The following is a 15,655-nucleotide window of genomic DNA, read 5'->3' as shown; positions in this document are numbered from 1 at the left end:
CCCGGTCAAGGGTTTGACAGGAAATGACTGTGAGACTTCGGTGCTATTTGTTCGGAAATGTCCCTGCCCTTGCCTGTCCGCGGCACCCTCCTGGTACGTCTTTCGCGGCTCGCTTGTGACGGTCCGTTTCGCAGGATTTCGTAGGATTTAGCCCGGTTGAGCGGGGTGACTGATGGGCTTTGGCCTGTGCGGGTGCGTCCGTAGTGTCGTCCCATGCCGAAGCATTCCGTCACTCCCCTGTCCGTTCTTGACCTGACTCCGGTTTCCGCCGGGCAGACCCCCGGCGACGCCCTGCGCAGCACACTCGCCCTCGCCGGCGTTGCTGAGGCTGCAGGGTACTCGCGGTACTGGCTGGCCGAGCACCACCTCAACATCGGCGTTGCTGGTTCTGCCCCGCACATCCTCGCCGGGTTGGTTGCGTCGGCCACCAAAACCATCCGTGTCGGCACGGCAGCCACCTTGTTGGGAAATTACAGGCCGCTCCAGATTGCGGAGAGCATCGGCACTCTTGCTGCGGTGTTCCCGAACCGTGTGGACCTTGGCTTTGGGCGTTCCGGGCCGCCGAAGTCGCCCAGCGAACCGGCTCCCGGAGTAGTGCCCCCGACGGACACACCAGACGATCGCGTGGTTGACGGTCTGCTGATCCCAGCGCCGCGGCCCATCTTCGGTGCCGTCCTCCCCAGGAAGTTCCGTTTGCAAGGTGAACTGCTGGGCCGCTTCCCGGGAGATACCGACAACTTCGAGAACGACGTCCAGGACATCATCGGGTTCTTCACCGGCGGGTACCGCACCAGGCATGGCGAGGAAGTCACCGCGACGCCGGCCCTCGGGCAGTCGCCACAGTTCTGGATCCACGGTTCAACAGCGGGTCCCAGCGCCCGCCTCGCCGGCAAGTTGGGCCTTCCCTTCGGCGCGAATTATCACGTAGCCCCGGCCGGCGTACTGGACTCCATTGCCGAATATCGGGCCCACTTTGAACCGTCTGCTTCCCTGCAGGAACCACAGGTGATCGTCTCGGCGGACGTGCTGGTGGCCCCGGACGAACACCAAGCACAGCGCCTCGCCCGCGGCTATGCCCAGTGGGTTCACGGTATTCGCAGCGGACAGGGTGCCATCCCCTACCCCTCCCCGGAGGATGCCTTGGATCTGCCCTTGGACGCTGACGCCAAAGACCTTGTCAAAGACCGTGTGGACACCCGGCTGGTGGGCGACCCGCACCAGGTCAGGGACAAGCTGCGCACGCTGCAGCGGGCCACAGGCGCCCAGGAACTGCTCATCACCACCATTGCCCATGACCCCGCCGATCGGCAGAGCTCGTACCAGTTGCTCGCCGAGGCCTGGGGTCTCTAGCTATCCGATTTTCCACCCACCACCAACAAAGGGAGCACCATGTCCATCGAAACCGCCGTACCGGAAAACGACGTGCAGGATACCCAGCTGATCACCGCCCAGGAAGCGGCCAACCTCATCGAAGAAGGCGCGCTGCTGATCGATGTCCGCAGCGAAGGCGGCCGCGCCAGCACCGGAGCCGTCCCCGGTGCCGTGGTGGTCAACCGCGAGCATGTGGAGGAGGACTTCAGCCCGGAGTCCGCCCACCGTCTGGCCCAGCTCAGCGGTACGGACCAGAAGATCGTGGTGTTCTGCGGCTCCGTCAACGGTTCACGTCCCGTCGCGCAGAAGCTTCAGGTCCTCGGCTACGCCAACGCCGTCCACGTGGACGGCGGCTTCCCGGCCCTGCGCGACGCCGGCGTCCCCAGCACCGGGCCGCTCGCCCCGCCCGTCGGATCGGCGCCGCCCGTCGGATCGGCTCAGGCATCCACCGAATCGGTGGCCTCCGAACGCTGAGTACCTCCCGCCGTCGGACGTTCCGGCGGTTGCACTCCCGCCGTCGTCGCGGCTTCCTTTCCGGAGGTCACGACGACGGCACGTGCGTTTCGGCGGTTCCTTGCCTCGCGCTGCCAGTCGAGTCCGCCGGCGAGCAGTGCGACCCCCAGCAAAACGCAGCACATCACGATGCCTTGGTGGAAGGCGTCCTTGGAGGCTTGGCCGGTGGCCGCTCCGTGCGCCTGAAGGAACATGCCTGCGGCCGCAGCTGAGCACAGGGCCGCCGCGAAACGTTGGCTGAGCTGGTAGAAGCCTGCAGCCACCCCTGCGGCACCTGCGGGCGCATGGGCAAGCGTGAGTGTCTGGTTTGGCGCCACCACAAGGCCTGTTGCCACACCTTGTATAAGTCCGACCGCGGCCACCGCCAGAGCCGCCGTACCGCCGTCGAGCCCTTGCACGAAGAGGTCCTTGGCAATCAGGCAGGCCAGGCTGCCCACCAGCGCGTAGACGATCCCGGGGCGACCGTATCGGGCCAGGAAGCGCCAACTGAAGCTGGACGCCAACAGCATTCCTGCTGCTTGCGGCGCGAGGACCGCTGCGGCCGCCAACGGCGCCATCCCCGCCCCGGAGAGGAAGAAGAAGGCAGTCACGGCGGCCATTCCGGCACCGACGCCGAACTGGCAGAGCGCCACCACCGTACCCAAGGCGTAGCCCCTGGATTTCACCAAGGAGGCACTGAGCAATGGGGTTCGGCCGCGCCGGTGATAGAGGAGTTCCCAGAAGGCGAAGGCCAGAAGCGTCCCCGCACCGACCGCCAGCGATGTCACTGCAATGATGCCCGCACCGTAGATCGTGGGAATGAGCGAGGCGATCACGACTCCGCCGAGCAGCAAGGCGCCCAGAACGTCGATGGAGGGTTTCGCGGTTCCGTCGTCGGGGTGTTTGATGGCAGGCCTCGGGAGGAGCCGGAAGGCAAGGGGAACCAGGATCAGCACCAAGGGAACGTTGGCGAGGAACAGGATCCGCCAGCCGATGGATGGGTCGCCCAAGGAAAGAACTACTCCGCCGAGCAGCGGTCCGCAGACCGCAGCCGAACCCCCGGCGGCAGCGTACGCGCCGAGCGCTTTCGCGCGGTCGTGTCCGGAATAGATGTCCTGCAGGAGGCCCAGCACCTGCGGGTTCAGGGTGCCGGCGCCGAGTCCTTGGAGGAGCCTGGCGATGATGACCAGCGATGGGTCCGTGGCCAGACCACCCACCAGGCTGGAGGCCCCGAAAACAGCGATACCCGCAATGAAGAGCGTGCGCCGTCCCACGATGTCGCCCAGCCTGCCCGCGGGAACCAGCGCGACGCCGAACGCCAGGGAGTAGCTAGCCAGGATCCACTGCACGGACCCGGAATCGGCGTGCAGGGACGCAGACATAGCCGGTACCGCCAGCACGAACATTGCCTGGTCCAACAGCGTGATGAATCCTGCGCCCAGGCAAAGCCACAGGGCGGAACGTTTAGCGTGATTTCCGTGGCTTCTCATAGCGTTCCTTCCTGACCTGCTTTGCCGCCTTGGATGCTGAGAAACAACCAAAAAGATTTGATATTTCTGGTTGTGGCGCTGAAAGTGGGTCAGGAAGGTACGCCCACGACGCGCGCCCGGGCAGCGGCATGGCCGGCCCGCAGCTCCTCTGCACTTCTCCCCCGCTCCCGATGCGCCACTTCCTGCTTCAGCTGTGGAATGACGTGCCGCCCGAACTCAAGGGCATCAGGAACGAAGTCGTAGCCACGGAGACCGAAGATCTCGAATCCGAGGTCGTGGTAGTCCAGGATCGCCTGGGTGACAGTGTCGTAGGAGCCAACCAACGCCGTCGCGCTTCCTCCCCCGCCACCTGCCGCTTTGGCGAGGGCCGTCCATAGCGCGCGGTCGTGGAGGTCCCCGCGCTCGGCCGCGGCGAGGAGTCGCTGGGTGCCGGCGGCCTCGGGCTTCTGGTTGTAGTGCCGGACAGGATCAATCACCTCGCCGGCCGACCGTCGCGCCTCGAAGGTACTCAGAATGGCGTGCGCTTTCTCCCAAGCCAACTTGTCCGTTGCCGCCACGATGGGTCGGAAGGCAATTTGCCAGCGCAATGGTTCAACCCGTCCCAAGGCAGCGGCCCGCGCAAGGATCTGCTCCTGTTGCGATGCGGCATCGGCAAGGGGTTCGCCGAACAGTGCGTAGATGTCAGCCTCTGCAGCGCCCACCTCCCACGCCGCCTCGGAGGACCCGCCGAAGGAAATGCCTGGCCTTTTCCCGGCAAAAGGCCCCACACCAGAGGCAAAGTCGTCGAACCGGTAATGCTCGCTGTCCCAGCTGAACGAATCTCCCGACCACGCCCGGCGCACGATCTGCATGTACTCCTGCGTCCGGCCATAGCGCGCATCCTTGGCAAGGAAGTCGCCTTCGCGGGCCTGATCCGCCTGGCTGCCGCCGGTGATGAAGTGCACGGTCAACCGGCCTTGCGCAATGTGGTCCAACGTCAGGAAGGATCGCGCTGCGAACGTCGGGTGGGAAACGTTGGGGCGGTGCGCCAACCTCAACTGGATCCGTTCAGTATTTGCTGCAACCCATGCCGCGTGGACTGAGGGATCCTGTGTGGTGGAGTTGTAGGCGAACAGGACGTGGTCCCAATTGTTGTCCTCGTGGATCCTGGCGATACGGGCCGCGTATTGGGGGTCGAAGAAGGACGTCGTGGCTGGAGACGTCTCGGTGGAGTCGTTGCCGGCACCCATGCCGAGGAATTCGATAGGCATTGTTGTTCTCCTGGGGGAAGAGTCAGCGGCGGAGGATGCGCTGGGCGAGGAAGTTGCCCAGTAACTGCGCGGCCTGGACCATGACGATGATGATCAGGACGGTCACGAGCGTGACCTCCCAGTTGAACTGCTGGTAGCCGTACATGATGGCGAAGTTGCCCAAGCCACCGCCGCCGATGTACCCGGCCATGGCGGACATATCCACGATGGCGATGATCATGAACGTGTAGCCCAGGATCAGCGGCGCCAGCGACTCGGGAATCACCACGGACCACAGGATGTGCAAGCGGCTGTCACCCATGGCCCGGGCGGCTTCCACAACACCGGGATCGGATGCGACCAGATTTTGTTCCACCACACGCCCAATCACGACGCCGGCCATGAGCGCCATGGGCAGGATTGCCGCCGTTGTGCCGATGGTCGTTCCCATGACGATCAGCGTCAGCGGGGCGATGGCCGTGATGAAGATGATGAACGGGATGGGCCGGATGATGTTGACTAGGAAGTTCAGGACCGAGAACACCGCCTTGTTGGCGAACAGGTTTCCCGGCCTGGTGGCGTAGAGCGTGACACCCAGAGCGAGCCCGGCGGCGCCGCTCAGCAGCACGGTGATGACCACCATGTAGATGGTCTGTTGGAATGATTCGCCCAGGACGGGCAGGAGGGTTGTCCAGTCGGTCATGGCTATTCTCCGGCGTTCACGGGGACAGGGGCCGGAAGGTTCGGTACGGCACTGTCTGCGGAGGCCGTCTGTTCCTCGACGGCGGCCGTTTGGCGTTCGACGGCGGTGATCTCGCCTAAGTCGGCGAGCGCGGCGTCAATCGATGCGTCGCTGCCGGTGAGTTCGTACGTCAGTGTCCCGAGGATCTTGTTCTGGATCTCGGTGACTCCGCCGAAGACGACGCTGGACGCAACTCCGTGCCGTTCGAAGGTGGCCGCCACCAAAGGTGTGGGTGCGGCTTCGGAGATGCCGATGGACACAAGCTGGCCGGGATGCGCCGCAGAGAGGCGGGTGACGGTATCCGGTTCCGGTGTGCCGTGCACAGCCGTGGAGACGAAGCGCTGGGTGGAGTCGCTCTGGGGATCGGCGAACACGGAGTACGTCGGCCCGGCTTCCACCACGCGGCCAGATTCCATCATCACCACCGTGTCGCAGATTTCGCGCACGACGTGCATTTCGTGGGTGATCACCACAACGGTGGTTCCGAGTTCTTTGTTGATGCGCCGGAGCAGGCGCAGGACGTCGCGGGTGGTCTCCGGGTCCAGGGCGCTGGTGGCTTCATCGGCGAGCAAAATGTCCGGGGCGTTCGCCAGCGCACGGGCGATGCCCACGCGTTGCTGCTGCCCGCCGGAGAGCCGCCGCGGGTAGGAACCGGCTTTGTCTGCGATGCCCACGAACTCCAAGAGTTCGTCCACGCGCGGCTTGATCTTCTCTTTGGGCCAACCAGCCACTTTGAGCGGGTAGGCCACGTTTCCGGAGACAGTGCGGGACTTCAGGAGGTTGAACTGCTGGAAGATCATGCCGATGCCGGCGCGGACCTTGCGCAGCTGGCCTTCGGGAAGCGAGGAAATGTCCTGTTCCTTGACGAACACCTGGCCTTCAGTGGGTCGCTCCAGGCCGTTGAGCAGGCGCACCAGCGTGGATTTCCCGGCACCGGAGTAGCCAACAATTCCAACCACGGTTCCTTCTTCGATGTCCAGGCTGACGTTGTCGACGGCGCGCACTGGCTCCGTGCGCTGGCCGCGGTTGCTTCCTTGGACCGGGAACAGTTTGCTGACGCTGCGCAGCGAAACGATCGCGCTCACCGGAGCCTCCTTTTGGGGTTGATTGGATGCCCATTCCAACAGCGCCACAGCGCTCGCATCGAACCCAATGACCCCCTGTGACCTGCGGTTTCTTTCCTTGACGATGCGCGTCGGAGTGTTGCGAAGGCGTTCGATTCCCACGGGGCCAACTGCCTAGCGTGAGGCAGGGGGAACACCCCGTACCTTCCATTCGCATCAAGACCCTTTGTACGGAGAAGCATCATGAAGAACCGCTTGTTAATTGCCGCCGTCGGCCTGGTTGCCGCCCTATCGCTCTCGGCTTGCGGGGGTGCGTCAAGTGGTTCGTCAACCAGCGCCAACACCAAGGTGGTCATCGGCGTGGACGACGGTGCCGAGGAGCACTGGACCCTCCTGAAGAACAAGCTGAAGGATCAGGGCATCGACCTTGAGGTCAAGAACTTCACCGATGGTGCCCAGATCAACACCGCCACCCAGCAGGGCCAGGTGGACATCAACCTGTTCCAGCACCTGAAGTACCTGTCCCAGTTCAACGTCAACAGCAACGGCACCCTGGTTCCTGTTGGCGCGACGGCCGTGTACCCGCTGGCGTTGTACTCGGAGAAGTTCAAATCCGTGGAGGAACTGCCGGCCGACGCCGAGGTTGCCATCCCCAACAACCCCACCAACCAGGCGCGCGCCCTGCTGAACCTGCAGACCGCAGGACTTCTCCAGCTCAAGGATGGCGGCAACTCGCTGTCCACACCCGCTGAGATCACCTCAAGCAAGATCAAGGTTGTCCCGGTGGACAGCAACCAGACGGTGAACGCGCTCAAGGGAACCACGGATGCCGCAGTCGTGAACAACACGCAGGCCCAGAAAGGCGGACTGGGCGACGAGAAGATCATCTTCAAGGAAGACCTGAATTCGGAATCCCTGGCCCCGTATATCAACGGCTTCGTGGTGAAGGCGGACCGCAAGGACGATCCCACGTGGAAGAAGATCGTGGACGTCTATCACACGCCCGAAGTTGAGGCTTCGGTGACCAAGCTCAACGACGGCAACCTTCAGTTCAAGGCTGACTGGACAGCGGCCAAGCTGCAGGAAGTCCTGACCGCTGAAGAAGAGGCCATCAAGAAGACCAAGTAGCACGCGAGGGGCGGCGGCCCTGCGCCACAGAGCCCCGCCGTCCCTCAACCTTTTCCTGACTCCGAACAGCACTGAACAGGCCCATGAACCAGATACTCACCCGTGAACGCCAGCAGATCCACTTCTTCGCCTACCTGGTGGGCACCGGCATCCATTTGGCTTCATGGCGCCACGAAACAGCGTTCCCGAAGGCCAGCATTGACTTTGAACACCAGGTGCGGCTGGCAAGGATCGCTGAGGACGCCAAGTTCGATGCGATCTTCCTGGGCGACTCCCTGGCGATCGACGAGACGTCCAACCCGGGTATCCTCAACAGGTTCGACCCCATCGGCCTGGTCACGGCCCTTGGCGCGGTCACCAACAGGATCGGCCTCATCGCCACGTCCTCCACCTCTTATGACGAGCCCTACAACTTTGCCCGAGCAGCTCTCACCGCGGACCACATCAGTGGTGGCCGCGTCGGTTGGAACATCGTCACCACCCGGGACCTGACCAACAGCACGGCAGGTAATTTCAGCGCCGACCAGCACTTCGACCACAGCCTGCGGTACCGCCGCGCCGAAGAGTTCGTTGAGGTGACCCAGGGCCTGTGGAATTCGTGGGACCAGGACGCTTTCCTTTACGACAAGGATTCCGGACGTTTCTTCGACCGCCACAAACTCAGCCGGCTGGACTACAAGGGCGAGTTCTTCACAGTCGCCGGTCCGCTCAACATCGGGCCCTCCCCACAGCACTCCCCCTTGTTGGCGCAGGCGGGCACCTCGGTTCCGGGGCAGCAGCTGGGGGCACGATTCGCCAACGCCTTGTTTGCCAGCCACGCGGACATTCCCCAGGCGAGAAAATACAGGGACTCGGTCCGTGCCCAGGCAGAGGCATTCGGACGGAATCCAGACGAACTCTACGTCTACCAAGCCATCTCGCCCGTTGTTGCGGACACCCGCGAGGAAGCCGTGGAACGCATCCGCGAGCTGGACAGCCTCATCACCGATCAGCAGGTCCTGGACTTCCTGCAGGAATACTTCGCGGGCCAACTCGACTTCACCGGGCTGGGAGCGGACGCCACGGTAGCCCAGTCCGGCATTCCCACCATCGCGCGGCCGCGGACCGATTTCCGCTCCGCCGGGGAACAGATCCATGGACGTGAGGACGAGGTCACGCTCAAGGACCTCTACTCAATACTCACCGGCGACAAACGAAACCACGACTTCATCGGCACCCCGCAGCACGTGGCCGATTCCTTGGAGCGCTGGCACGCCGAAGGCGCCGCCGACGGGTTCAACCTGATGTTCTCCCTCCTCCCCCAGGACTTGGAGCGCTTCACCTCCGGCGTCATCCCGTTGCTGCAGGAGCGCGGACTGGCCCGCACTGAGTACACGGGGACCACGCTGAAATCGCACCTCGGACTCGATCCACAGCCGAAAGGACAATCATGACCACCACGCAGACCGTCGCCGCCGACACGTATGTGATCCGCGAGGCGCTTCCGGAAGAGTACGACGCCGTGGGGCGGCTGACGTACGAAGGGTTCGGTCATCATCTCCCAGGCGCGCATCAGCCCGACGAAGAGCGCCTCGGCCTTTTGCTGGATGCTGCGGCAAGGGCCCGCGAAGGTGTGCTGCTGGTTGCGGCAGACGACGAAACCGGGCGCCTGGTGGGTACTGCCAGCCTCCTGCCCTTTGGCTCATACCTCAGCCGGCAGGCAGAAGAAGGTGAGGTGGAACTCAGGTTGCTGGCTGTGCTCCCTGAGGCCCGCCGTACGGGTCTTGGCCAAAGACTCCTCGACGAATCCGCCCGCCTCGCCGCATCACGTGGTGCCGGGCGCGTAGTGCTGGACACCGCCGTCGACAATGAGACGTCTCAGCGCCTCTACCGGCGCCTGGGCTACGTCCGCCGGCCGGAACGTGAGAAGGAGCGGCCTGCGCCGAAGGTGCAGCTGGTGGTCTACACCCTGGATTTGCCGCCAGCCTAAGGGATCAGTGGAGCCTCCAGTGAAGGGGGTACCAGTGGGGACTCCCTCTGCGGCGGTAGCCGGAATAGCGTTGTCTGTATGACCAGGGACGATGCACGCCAGTTCCTGCTGTCCCGGACTGGCGGTCCCAGGACACCGTCGCTTGGCGGGCTTCCGCCACTCAAGGACACGTTCACCACGAAGGACTGATCATGCACACCAGAACACTCGGCCAGGGCCTGAAGGTCTCCGCACTGGGACTAGGGGCCATGGGAATGTCCCAGAGCTATGGTCCCAACCCCGGCAGCAGGGACGAGATGGTCGCCGTGCTGCGCTCGGCCGTCGACGAAGGGGTCACCTTCTTCGACACCGCAGAGGCCTACGGGCCCTACGTCAACGAGGAACTGGTTGGTGAGGCTCTGGAGCCGATCCGCGACCAAGTCGTCATCGCCACCAAGTTCGGTTGGGACATTCGCGACGGCAAGAGCGTCGGCCTCGACAGCCGGCCAGACCAGATTCGCCGCGTCGCAGAGGAATCTCTAAAGCGGCTGCGTACCGATGTGATCGACCTGTTCTACCAGCACCGGGTTGACCCCGCCGTGCCGATCGAGGACGTCGCCGGCACGATCAGCGAACTCATCGCCGAGGGCAAGGTCAAGCACTTCGGCCTCTCGGAGGCCTCCGCGGACACCATCCGTCGTGCTCACGCAGTGCACCCAGTCACTGCTGTCCAGAGCGAATATTCGCTCTGGACGCGCGACCCCGAGGCCGAGGTGCTGCCTGTCCTTGCCGAGCTCGGCATCGGGTTCGTACCGTTCAGCCCGCTGGGCAAGGGGTTCCTCACCGGCACCGTGGACACCTCCACCAGCTTCACCGAGGGGGACATCCGCTCCCGGGTCCCGCGTTTCGAGGCAGGGAATCTCGCGGCCAACCAGGCACTCGTTGACCACGTGAAGACGCTCGCAGCGGCGAAGAGGGCGACGCCCGGGCAGATTGCCCTGGCCTGGCTGCTTATGCAGCAGCCGTGGATCGTGCCGATCCCGGGCACCCGCCGCACCGAGCGCATCCAGGAAAACGTGGCCGCAACGCAGATCGCGCTTTCCGCCGATGAGCGCGCCGACCTCGACGCGATCGTCCGGAGCATAGGCGTCCACGGTGATCGGTACAACGCCCAGCACATGGGCTACGTCAACGGCTGACCAGGGGCGGCAGCGGGTTGGACCGCTGGTGGGAGCTCACTGTCAGCACCGGTTACACAGGGTAATCAAAAACGTGTAATCGGTCACACTTCGCCTGATTCGCTTGTCAACCATGGCGGGCACCATGAACCATGAATGAGGGAATTCGTTCCCATACAAGCTGAATCAGCAATCCTCACCGACGAGGATGCGGCCCCGGGCGAAGAGGCTTGGGGCTGATAACGGCCTGAGTGAAAGTACTGACAATGACGACACATACTGACTCCATCACGCTGAAAATCTGGGACAAGTCGGCCATCGACCACACCATCGATGCCGCCGTCCAGTCCCTCTCACACCGGGCAGCTGCAGAGAACTGCGGAATCGCAGTCACCCTCAGCGGACCCAAAACCTTCACCGTGAGCCTGAGCCGCTAAGCAGCTCACACACAACGCAAGAGGACGACGCCGGAACCCACCGGCGTCGTCCTCTTGCGTTTAAGGCTCGTCCCGGAAGCGTCCAAAAACGTACAAGTGGCTCTCGAATCCTCTTCGTGACGCCGTTCCTCAAGTCCTGAGCAAACCTTGATATTTCCTTGACGCTTTGCCTGCGCGTTTCTTGCGTTGGCGTTGGAACTCTTAGTGAGTCAACGCTTCAACGCTCGAACGGAGGGATCACAATGCTCGCGGAAATCACGGAACACACGGCCGGCACAGGCTCACTGGCCACGGCCGCCTCACCCCGCGGATCCCACCGTGCAGCCGGTGGCGTGGTCACCGTCCTGGTGCCGGCACACAACGAATCCGCCGGCATCACCGAGACCCTTACCTCGCTGAACAACCAGACCCACCGCCCGGACCGCATCATTGTGGTGGCGGACAACTGCACCGACGACACCGAGTCGCTCGCGCTTGCCCAGGGCGTCGAGGTCCTGCGCACCGTCGGCAACAAGGACAAGAAGGCCGGAGCCCTGAACTTCGCCCTTAGCGAGCTGCTTCCGGATGCCGACCCCGAGGACTTGATCCTGGTTCAGGATGCGGACTCCCAGCTCGCCCTCGATTTCATCGAAAACGCCACCAAGAACCTGTTGGCCGACGAACTGCTCGGCGCAGTGGGCGGAGTGTTCAGCGGCGGCCCCGGCGGCGGTTTCGTCGGACACCTGCAGCGCAACGAGTACGCCCGCTATGCCCGCGACGTGAAGCGCCTCCACGGCAAGTGCCTGGTGGTCACCGGAACGGCAGCCCTGTTCCGGGTCAAGACACTCCGTGACGTGGTTTCAGCCCGGCTGCAGGGCACCCTTCCTCCGGGCAACGGCAGGGGCGGCGTCTACGACACCTCGGTCCTGACCGAAGACAACGAACTTTCCTTCGCCCTGCTGACCCTCGGCTACCGCATCGCATCTCCTTCCAACTGCACCCTGGTCACCGAGGTCATGCCCACCTGGCGTGAACTTTGGGCACAGCGGCTTCGGTGGAAGCGCGGCGCTGTTGAGAACTGCGTGCAGTACGGGTGGACCAAAATCACCAGGCCGTACTGGGGACGCCAATTCCTGTCCATGATCGGCGTCATGGTGACACTGGCCTACTTCGGCTCCATCATCTTCGCTTTCACCACCGGAGCGGGCCTGAACCTCCACCCCTTCTGGATAGCAGTTACCGCAATCTTCGTCCTGGAGCGCATCGTAACCCTGCGCTTCCGGGGCTGGAGGTACATGTTGCTGGCCGCAACCATGTACGAAACCGTCATAGATATGTTCCTGCAGGCCGTTCACGCCAAGGCGTACCTGGATGCAGCACTCAACAGAAAGAAAGTTTGGTAATCGACTCATGTACAACAACCCAGCAGCCCCCCTCGCAGGAGCCACCGCAGCCGGAATGGGCTCAGGAGCACTCGCAATGACCGGAGCAGGAGATCTCTTCTGGTTCGCACTGGCTGCTTTCGCCATGCTGGCACTCGGCCTCGCCGTCAAGAGGATCGTCCCCGTCAGGGCGCAGAAGAACTAACCCAGGCCTGGCAGTCCCGCAGTTGTGTCGCTTACCCCCCAGCGCGACACAACTGCGGGTTTGTCATTTAATCGCCGTTTCTTGCGTGGCCCGGAGATCAGGTGACCGGAGCCGAAACCGCAGAGAACTTGGCCACCGTGGTGTAGCCGGCCTTGGTCCCGGTGACCCTGACCCTCATGGTGTCCGCCTGGTCAGCGCTTACCAGCGTGTAGGTCTTGGCAGTGGCACCGGTGATCGCAACACCGGAGCGGTACCACTGGTACGACAGGGTGGTTCCGGATGTCCACGTACCTGGGTTTGCTGTCAGGGTGGAGCCCACGACCAGCGTTCCGGTGATGGTTGGAGTGGGTGCCACCAGAGTCCCCGCAACCACAGTGGCTGTGGGCGCTGATTCCTTGGTGATGGTCGCATGACCGGTTTTGGTTCCCGTCACCCTCACCGTCAGTTTGGTTCCCTGGTCCGCTGCAGCGAGCACCCTCGTAGCAGCGGTGGCGCCGGAGATCGCTGCCCCGTTCCTGTACCACTGGTACGTCAGGGCAGTTCCGGTTGTCCAGGTTCCGGGGTTGGCTGTCAGCGTTGAACCCACAGCTGCCGTGCCGGTCACCGTAGGAGTGGGAGCCGTCAGCGGAATCCCCGGTACGAAGGAGAAATCACGGATAGTGACCGTTTCAGGACCGACATGGGCCGCATCCCCGCCGCCGCCACCGGTGACCCACAGGTTGAAGTGGATTTGTTCTTTGGCCGGAAGCGGAACCGTGGATCCTTGCAGGATGGTCTTTTTCAGCAGCGTTCCGCTGTAGCCCTCCCCAGCGAAGGTCTCAAAGGTCAGCTTGCCTGGTTCCCAGACCATCCGGTGGGTGAGGATGGGTGCGTTCGTGACATCGAAGGTGACGGTGTTGTTGCCCTGGCCCGGAGGCTTCGTTGCATCGAACCAGTACCCGTGGCCTTGAGTGACCGGCCAATCCTCACCGTAGGCAGCCCCACCGCCCCAGGCTGATGCCTCGCAGAGGTCGATCTCCGTGTATCCCGGTTCGGCTGCGGGATCGTAGGTGAAGAGGCAGCCCCACACCACTTCCTTCTGCAGGGAACTGACGTCCTTCTCCACTGTGGTGCTGTACGTGCCGTAGCCGAAGCCTTCGCGTGTGGACTGGAATTCTGCGCCCTTCGGGGCGGATCCTGTGGGGTTGGTGATGGAGAGTTTCACGTACCCGTCAGCATCAGGATTGCTGACATTGTTGGCATCCCAGCTTGCGTTGTACATGGGTGCCCCGCCCCAGAAACGCTTCTGCCAGTTGAACCCTTTCCAAGCAAAGCTGCCCACCGGTCCAGGATCCTCAGCCATGGGCGTGGTGTCCGCGGCGTGTGAGGGGCTGATGCCCGTAAACAGTGATAAACCAACCGCCATGACGACGGCCAAACCCATTACTTTTCTTCCCCCGGTTGGAAGGAGCCTCATTGACGATGCCATAGCTGTGTCCTCCTGCTGATGCGCCCAGAAACGCCTCCGGCAATTGCCGGAAGCCGCAGTCACGTTCCACCCCCGAGGAACGTGCAACTCCTCGATTATCAATGAGCAAGGACGCTGCCGGAAGCGAAATAGGCATGGAAGATGACTGTTTCAACATCAATTGGATAACGGTGGTAAACCCCGCAGTACTCTGGACAGATCGGTACCTCATAAGACAGCCCGTCACGCAGCACGTCCTTCAGGAAGACACATGCCCATACGCAGTGCCGGAATACTCCTCCACCGAACCGTGAGCAGCGGCGAATTACAGCTCTGGATCGCCCACATGGGTGGCCCTTTTTGGGCGCGGAAGGATCACCACGCCTGGTCCATTCCCAAAGGTGAATTCCCTGAAGATGAAGACCCTTTGGCAGCTGCGAAACGCGAATTCACAGAGGAGATAGGCTCACCCCCGCCGGTGGCCACCTATGAGCTGTTGGGCGTTTTCCGACAGCCCTCAGGAAAGCTCATCACTGCCTTCACAGCAGAAGCCAATGACTTCCAGCCGGAGCAGATCATCAGCAACACCTTTCCCATGGAGTGGCCCAAAGGTTCGGGCGTCATGAAGGATTTTCCGGAGATCGACGACGCCCGCTGGTTCGAAGAATCCGAGGCCCGGACCAAGCTCGTCAAAGGGCAACTGCCTATTGTGGATGCGCTGGTGCGGCACCTTGGCGGGACAACCCTATAGAGCCGACCACCCGCCGTCGGACGCCAAAATGGCGCCATTGATGTTGGTGCCGTCGTCACTGAGCAGGAACGTGATGGAGGCAGCCAGTTGAGCTGCGGTGGCGGGGGTCGGAACCGTGGCCTGCATTAAAGGGCCAAGCCGTTCGGCTGCGAGTTGCGAGCCCCAATTGGCCACAATGTTGGTGATGGTGGGTCCGGGAGCCACGGCGTTAAAGCGCAGTCCCTTGGGGCCGTACATCACTGCCGAGTTCTTGGTGAGGCCAACCACCGCGTGCTTGGAGGCCGTGTAGGCAGCGCCGGCAGCAGACCCACGCAGGCCTGCCTCGGACGCCACGTTCACTACCGATCCGGTTCCCGCCTCCAGCATGAGTGGCACCACCGCACGGGTCAGGCGCATGAGGGAGGTGACGTTGATGCGGAAGACCCGCTCCCAAAGATCGTCATCCACCTCATGGATGGGGGCGAAGTTGTCCATGATGCCGGCAACGTTGGCCAAGGCATCCACCCGTCCGCCAGCTGCCGCCAGGACCGCGGCTACGGTTTCCTCCGTGGAGATGTCGCCGGCCACGGGGACCAGGTCCAAACCGCTGTTTTCCTCCACCAAAGCGTCCAGGCGGTCCTTGCTGATATCGGCCGCAATGACCTTGCCGCCTTCTTTGGCGATGCGCAGGCCCGTGGCTTGGCCAATACCCGAAGCCGCGCCAGTGACGATGATGGTCTTGCCGGCAAAACGGCCAGTGGTGATGGCCTCCTGCCATGAAGCGTCGTTGCCCATGATGTCCTTCCGATGGTTGCCGGGTGGTTCACCCCACC

General features: G+C 63.1%; 15 protein-coding genes. 9 read left to right on the top strand and 6 right to left on the bottom strand.

Annotated features, from left to right (window positions below):
• Positions 1 to 213 precede the first annotated feature (213 nt).
• Positions 214 to 1,350 (top strand): LLM class flavin-dependent oxidoreductase, encoded by a 1,137-nt coding sequence (locus ACIQLI_RS18035; RefSeq protein ID WP_400390854.1) that lies wholly within the window; start codon positions 214 to 216, stop codon positions 1,348 to 1,350.
• A gap of 39 nt (positions 1,351 to 1,389) precedes the next feature.
• Entirely contained in the window at positions 1,390 to 1,845 is a 456-nt protein-coding gene (locus ACIQLI_RS18030; protein WP_400390853.1) for a rhodanese-like domain-containing protein, read from the top strand.
• On the opposite strand, the gene ACIQLI_RS18025 is transcribed toward ACIQLI_RS18030, so the two are convergent.
• From ACIQLI_RS18025 to ACIQLI_RS18010, 4 genes are all read right to left on the bottom strand, one after another.
• On the bottom strand, positions 1,809 to 3,353 hold the full coding sequence (locus ACIQLI_RS18025) for an MFS transporter (protein WP_400390851.1): 1,545 nt from the start codon (positions 3,351 to 3,353) through the stop codon (positions 1,809 to 1,811). The genes ACIQLI_RS18030 and ACIQLI_RS18025 overlap by 37 nt on opposite strands.
• 89 nt (positions 3,354 to 3,442) lie before the next feature.
• Positions 3,443 to 4,603 carry an LLM class flavin-dependent oxidoreductase gene (locus ACIQLI_RS18020; RefSeq protein ID WP_400390849.1) on the bottom strand — a complete coding sequence of 387 codons (1,161 nt, stop codon included), beginning with the start codon at positions 4,601 to 4,603 and terminating at the stop codon, positions 3,443 to 3,445.
• Between the two features lie 22 nt (positions 4,604 to 4,625).
• Positions 4,626 to 5,285, bottom strand: coding sequence for a methionine ABC transporter permease (locus ACIQLI_RS18015; protein WP_311213624.1), 660 nt, complete (start codon positions 5,283 to 5,285; stop codon positions 4,626 to 4,628).
• A gap of 2 nt (positions 5,286 to 5,287) precedes the next feature.
• The gene (locus ACIQLI_RS18010; protein WP_400390846.1) at positions 5,288 to 6,409 is read right to left on the bottom strand and encodes a methionine ABC transporter ATP-binding protein; all 1,122 of its coding nucleotides are present in this window, start codon (positions 6,407 to 6,409) and stop codon (positions 5,288 to 5,290) included.
• A 222-nt stretch (positions 6,410 to 6,631) separates the two neighbouring features.
• On the opposite strand from ACIQLI_RS18010, the gene ACIQLI_RS18005 reads away from it, so the two are divergent.
• The 6 genes from ACIQLI_RS18005 (at position 6,632) to ACIQLI_RS17980 (ending at position 12,461) form a co-directional block, all read left to right on the top strand.
• Positions 6,632 to 7,516, top strand: coding sequence for a MetQ/NlpA family ABC transporter substrate-binding protein (locus ACIQLI_RS18005; RefSeq protein WP_400390844.1), 885 nt, complete (start codon positions 6,632 to 6,634; stop codon positions 7,514 to 7,516).
• Between the two features lie 83 nt (positions 7,517 to 7,599).
• Positions 7,600 to 8,949, top strand: coding sequence for an LLM class flavin-dependent oxidoreductase (locus ACIQLI_RS18000; RefSeq protein WP_400390842.1), 1,350 nt, complete (start codon positions 7,600 to 7,602; stop codon positions 8,947 to 8,949).
• Positions 8,946 to 9,485 carry a GNAT family N-acetyltransferase gene (locus ACIQLI_RS17995; protein ID WP_400390840.1) on the top strand — a complete coding sequence of 180 codons (540 nt, stop codon included), beginning with the start codon at positions 8,946 to 8,948 and terminating at the stop codon, positions 9,483 to 9,485. The genes ACIQLI_RS18000 and ACIQLI_RS17995 overlap by 4 nt, the downstream gene beginning before the upstream one ends.
• 191 nt (positions 9,486 to 9,676) lie before the next feature.
• On the top strand, positions 9,677 to 10,663 hold the full coding sequence (locus tag ACIQLI_RS17990; protein ID WP_400390838.1) for an aldo/keto reductase: 987 nt from the start codon (positions 9,677 to 9,679) through the stop codon (positions 10,661 to 10,663).
• 245 nt (positions 10,664 to 10,908) lie between these two features.
• Positions 10,909 to 11,079 (top strand): hypothetical protein, encoded by a 171-nt coding sequence (locus tag ACIQLI_RS17985; protein ID WP_198318270.1) that lies wholly within the window; start codon positions 10,909 to 10,911, stop codon positions 11,077 to 11,079.
• 242 nt (positions 11,080 to 11,321) lie between these two features.
• Positions 11,322 to 12,461 (top strand): glycosyltransferase family 2 protein, encoded by a 1,140-nt coding sequence (locus tag ACIQLI_RS17980; protein ID WP_400390837.1) that lies wholly within the window; start codon positions 11,322 to 11,324, stop codon positions 12,459 to 12,461.
• A 281-nt stretch (positions 12,462 to 12,742) separates the two neighbouring features.
• On the opposite strand, the gene ACIQLI_RS17975 is transcribed toward ACIQLI_RS17980, so the two are convergent.
• Positions 12,743 to 14,068 carry a hypothetical protein gene (locus tag ACIQLI_RS17975; protein ID WP_400390835.1) on the bottom strand — a complete coding sequence of 442 codons (1,326 nt, stop codon included), beginning with the start codon at positions 14,066 to 14,068 and terminating at the stop codon, positions 12,743 to 12,745.
• A gap of 295 nt (positions 14,069 to 14,363) precedes the next feature.
• Here ACIQLI_RS17975 and ACIQLI_RS17970 point away from each other — a divergent pair, with 295 nt between their 5' ends.
• Positions 14,364 to 14,843: an NUDIX domain-containing protein gene (locus tag ACIQLI_RS17970; protein WP_400390833.1), complete on the top strand. Its 480-nt coding sequence runs from the start codon at positions 14,364 to 14,366 to the stop codon at positions 14,841 to 14,843.
• Here the strand turns inward: ACIQLI_RS17970 and ACIQLI_RS17965 are convergent.
• Complete coding sequence (locus ACIQLI_RS17965; RefSeq protein WP_400390942.1) at positions 14,838 to 15,617, bottom strand: SDR family NAD(P)-dependent oxidoreductase; 780 nt, start codon at positions 15,615 to 15,617, stop codon at positions 14,838 to 14,840. The genes ACIQLI_RS17970 and ACIQLI_RS17965 overlap by 6 nt on opposite strands.
• Positions 15,618 to 15,655 lie beyond the last annotated feature (38 nt).

This window comes from Paenarthrobacter sp. NPDC091669, from assembly GCF_044756725.1.
Lineage (GTDB): Bacteria > Actinomycetota > Actinomycetes > Actinomycetales > Micrococcaceae > Arthrobacter > Arthrobacter bambusae_C.
Note: the sequence above shows the minus strand (reverse complement) of the source record. Positions and strands in the feature narration are given on the sequence as shown.